Below are 2,624 nucleotides of genomic sequence, written 5' to 3'. Positions count from 1 at the left end.
GTATCCGTCATCGGCACCCCACATTGTGGTGAAGGTTGCGACACGCGAGGATAGGCGGCAACAAGGGTTTGGTTAGTCAGGCGGTTTGTGCAGCGCGTTCGGCCTTCCAGGCCCAGGGGAGCAGGCGGTCGAGATCGTTGGCCTTGACCTCACCGGACGCCATGGATTCGAGCACATCGGTGAGGTAGGTGACGGGATCGATGTCGTTGAGCCGGCAAGTCTGGATCAGCGAGGTGAAGATGGCCCAGGAGCGCGCGCCGGCATCCGATCCGGCAAACAAGCTGTTCCGGCGCACGGTGGCCACGACACGATGACGTCGCTCGATGCTGTTGCTGTCGAGCTCGACGCGCCCGTCCTCGATGAACACGCACAGACCGTCTCAGTGCTTGAGCAGGTAACGCATCGCCTTGGCGACCGGCATCTTGCCGGAGACCCGGCCAAGCTGCTCGTCGAGTAAACCTTCAGCGCCGCCACCACGGGCCTGCTCTGCTCCTGGCGCACCGCCCTGCGCACCTCGGCCGGCTGGCCGCGGATGGTGTCCTCGATGCGGTACAGCTCGGCGATGCGGCGCAGCACTTCCCCGGCGACCGGCGAGCCGGAGGACTGATGGAGATCAAGGAAGTCCCGCCGGCCGTGAGCCCAGCAGTAGGCGAGCGTCACCGCACCGACATTGGCGGCGGTGGCCTCCTCCTTGCCGATCAGCCGCTTGAAGCCGCCCCAGCCGTCCACCTGCAGGACGCCGCTGTAGCCGGCGAGCACCTCCACGGCCCGGGCGTAGACGCGGTCCTCGGTGTAGACGTAGGCGACCGCCGGTGGCCGCTCGCCCTGCCAGGGCGCGTCGTCGCGGGCCAGGCCCCACAGGTATCCCGTCCGGGCCGCCTTCCTGCCCTTGGCCGAGGCGGCGCGTTGATCGAGCACCGGCAGGTAGGTGTCATCGGCGAACAGCTTGGGCGAAGCCAGCACGTCGGCGAGCAGCCGCTCCCACAGCGGCCTCAACCACCACGCCGTGCGCCCGAGCCAGTCGGCCGGGGTCTGCCGGTCGAGCCTGACCCCGTCGCGGGCGAAGATCTGGCACTGCCGGTAGAGCGGCTGCCCGTCCTGGTATTTTGCTACCGCAATGTGGGCGAGCAGCGCCTCGGTGGGCAGACCGCCGGGGATGATGGTGTCGGGAGCCGGCGCCTGCACCACCGCCTCCGCGCAGGTCCGGCAGCCGTACCTGGGGCGCAGGATCACCCGCACGCGCAGCTTCATCGGGGTGATGTGCAGCCGCTTGCTCATCTCCACCGCGATCTCGTGCATCGCACCGCCGCAGCATGGGCAGGCCGTGTCGGCCGGCTCGATGCGGATCTCCTCGTGCGGCAGGTGATCGGGCAGATGTCCCAGGTTCCGCTTGGCCGGCGCCCGGCGCCGACGCAGCACGTCCTCGGTGTCGCCAGCCGCCTCGCCGGCGGCGGCAGCAGTGGCGAAGTCCTGCTCGACGTTTTCCAGGGCGAGTTGGAGTTGCTCGGGATCGAGGCGTTCGGACCTGGGTCCGGACTGGCGGTGAAGCAGCTGCTGAAGCACAGCGTCGAGTCGCCGACGTTCGGCCTCCGCTTCCTCATAGGCCACCTTCAGGTGACTGCGTTCGGCCTCCGCCTTCTCGTACGCGGTCTTCAAGTGATCGCGTTCATGGCACAAAGTATTAATTGCCCCTTCTTTCTGCTCAAGAAGGGCCGCCATCTCCACCAACTTCAAGCGAAGCTGATCCGGCTCTTGAGGGAGATTGGCGAGATCGACAGACATGATGAATTTTACTGATAATCCTCAGAAAACGCGAGAGATTTTTGGTTCAGCAGGCGGCCTGTGGCCGCGGCACAGACCGGAGGCGCAGGCGCTCCCAGGGTAAGCCAGCGAGCAGCACGGACAGCTGAATGGGCGCCAGCCGGACGGTGCCATCGCTCGCCGGCGGCCAGTGGAAATTGCCACATTCAAGTCTCTTGGTGACGAGAACCAGGCCGCTGCCATCGTAGACCAGGAGCTTCACGCGGTCGGAGCGGCGCGAGCGGGAAACAAAGACGTCGCCGGCGAACGGGTCGTGGCACAGCGTCACCTGCACCAGCGCAGCCAGTCGGTCCATGCCGGCGCGGAAGTCGACGGGCTGTGACCACACCAGCACTTGCACGCCCGGAGGCGGTGCGATCATCGTCCGAGCACCTCCAGCACGCGGCGCAGCGCCTCGCCATCAAAACCGGTCCCGACCCGCACCGCGACGCCATCGGGCAAAGCGATCTCAATGCGCTCGTCCGCTGCCCTGTCGATGGTCGGCAACTCGGTAACCCCGGGCGTTCCGGCGACCTCGACCGCCAGGAAACGTCCGTCCCGGCTTTCCATCTCCACCGACCGCCGTGTGCGATCGAGCCGCCAGGCCCACCAGCCAAAGGTCTTGCGCGACAGCCCCTGCGCCGCGCAGTAGTCGCCGCGGCTCTGCCCGCTCGCCTGCCACGCCTCGACATGACCCCGCCAGAACGCCTCCGCCGATCCCGTCGCCGTCGATCCCATAATCGCCTCCCATGTCTGCTCGGTAGGCGAGGGAGGCTATGGTTCGGTCGCCTCCGGCGCTACGTGGGGAGGACATGTCGGATACG

4 protein-coding genes are annotated in these 2,624 nt (G+C 67.2%); all 4 read right to left on the bottom strand.

The features are described from left to right. Positions 1-76 precede the first annotated feature (76 nt). Positions 77-325, bottom strand: coding sequence for a transposase domain-containing protein (locus AC5JJ6_RS08340; protein WP_496041590.1), 249 nt, complete (start codon positions 323-325; stop codon positions 77-79). Next, entirely contained in the window at positions 226-1,656 is a 1,431-nt protein-coding gene (tnpC, locus tag AC5JJ6_RS08335) for an IS66 family transposase (protein WP_496041589.1), read from the bottom strand. Before tnpC ends, AC5JJ6_RS08340 begins: the two co-directional genes overlap by 100 nt. A 172-nt stretch (positions 1,657-1,828) precedes the next feature. Beyond that, on the bottom strand, positions 1,829-2,182 hold the full coding sequence (tnpB, locus tag AC5JJ6_RS08330; protein ID WP_496041588.1) for an IS66 family insertion sequence element accessory protein TnpB: 354 nt from the start codon (positions 2,180-2,182) through the stop codon (positions 1,829-1,831). Beyond that, a complete protein-coding gene (gene tnpA / locus AC5JJ6_RS08325) occupies positions 2,179-2,538 on the bottom strand; it encodes an IS66 family insertion sequence element accessory protein TnpA (protein WP_496041587.1) in 360 nt (119 codons plus the stop codon). The genes tnpB and tnpA overlap by 4 nt, the downstream gene beginning before the upstream one ends. Positions 2,539-2,624: the final 86 nt, after the last annotated feature.

Source organism: Skermanella sp. (genome assembly GCF_059503625.1).
Note: the sequence above shows the minus strand (reverse complement) of the source record. Positions and strands in the feature narration are given on the sequence as shown.

Bases quoted from the DNA above. Each gene is read 5' to 3' on its own strand.
- tnpB (WP_496041588.1), bottom strand. From the start codon at position 2,182: ATGATCGCACCGCCTCCGGGCGTGCAAGTGCTGGTGTGGTCACAGCCC.
- tnpA (WP_496041587.1), bottom strand. From the start codon at position 2,538: ATGGGATCGACGGCGACGGGATCGGCGGAGGCGTTCTGGCGGGGTCAT.